General features: G+C 74.1%; 2 protein-coding genes. One reads left to right on the top strand and one right to left on the bottom strand.

Annotated features, from left to right (window positions below):
- Nucleotides 1-156: FAD-dependent oxidoreductase (locus RDU12_RS12450; protein ID WP_308684891.1), on the bottom strand; the 156-nt coding region annotated here is incomplete at its 3' end.
- A 147-nt stretch (nucleotides 157-303) separates the two neighbouring features.
- Between RDU12_RS12450 and RDU12_RS12445 the strand changes: the two genes are divergently transcribed.
- Nucleotides 304-966: DNA translocase FtsK 4TM domain-containing protein (locus RDU12_RS12445; RefSeq protein ID WP_308684884.1), on the top strand; the 663-nt coding region annotated here is incomplete at its 3' end.

Below are 966 nucleotides of genomic sequence, written 5' to 3'. Positions count from 1 at the left end.
CGAGCGGCCGTCGAACGACGGGGCCAGCTGGGCCGAGAACGGCTGCGGGTCGATCAGCACTACCTTCAGCCCGCCCTGGGCGGCCGCGAGGGCGAAGGTCGCCCCGGCCAGTCCGGCCCCGGCGATGATGACGTCGTAGCGGTCGGTCTCGGTCATGAACCGGTTGTCGCGCCGCAGCGTCGCCAGGTCCAGTGCGGCAAAGTGGAAGCGGGTCCGGGGGCTGGGCCATCAGGTAAACAGCCCCTTAACCCTGTCCGGGCGACAACCGTCGGAGTTCCCGTTTCGTCCGGAGTCCGCCGCCGCATGTCCGCCGCCCTCGCCCTCGGCCACCGCGCCTTCGAGAGCGCCCGCATCGTCTGGGCGGCGCCCTTCGCGGTGCGGTTCCGCGGCGTGCTGCAGGCCCTGCTCGCGGCCCTGCTGCTGGCGGCGCTGATCTCGTGGAATCCGGCCGACCCCAGTCTCAACGCGGCCTCTTCCGCCGAGCCCACCAACTGGCTGGGCCTGAACGGCGCCCTGTTCGCCGACCTGTTCATGCAGTCGCTGGGGCTGGCCGCCTGGCCAGCCGCCCTGCTGCTGATCGCCTTCGGCCTCGCCGGCGCCATCGGCGACGCGGTCCAGCAACGGCTCAAGCCGACCCCCTTCAAGGCCTTCTCCGCCACTGTCGGGGTGCTCAGCCTGTCCGCCGCCCTCTCGGCCCTGGCCCAGCCGGCCGCCTGGCCGCTGGCGGCTGGACTGGGCGGATTGTGGGGCGACGCCATCGTGGGGCTGGTGCGCATGGCCTTCGCGGCGCTGCGCCTGCCCGGCGCGGCGATCGGGGCCGGCGTCCTGTTCCTGCCGCTGGGCCTGTGGGGGATCGGCTACGCCATCGGCCTGCGCCTCTCGGACCTCGGCGACGCCTTGGTCGTGCGGCGCGCCGCCGACGGGGGCGGGCCGGAACGTCGGCGGCCGCGAGCCCAGTCCATGGCG

The sequence above is a fragment of the Brevundimonas sp. genome, assembly GCF_031082345.1.
Classification (GTDB): Bacteria; Pseudomonadota; Alphaproteobacteria; order Caulobacterales; family Caulobacteraceae; genus Brevundimonas.
This window is presented reverse-complemented; position numbering and strand designations above follow the sequence as displayed.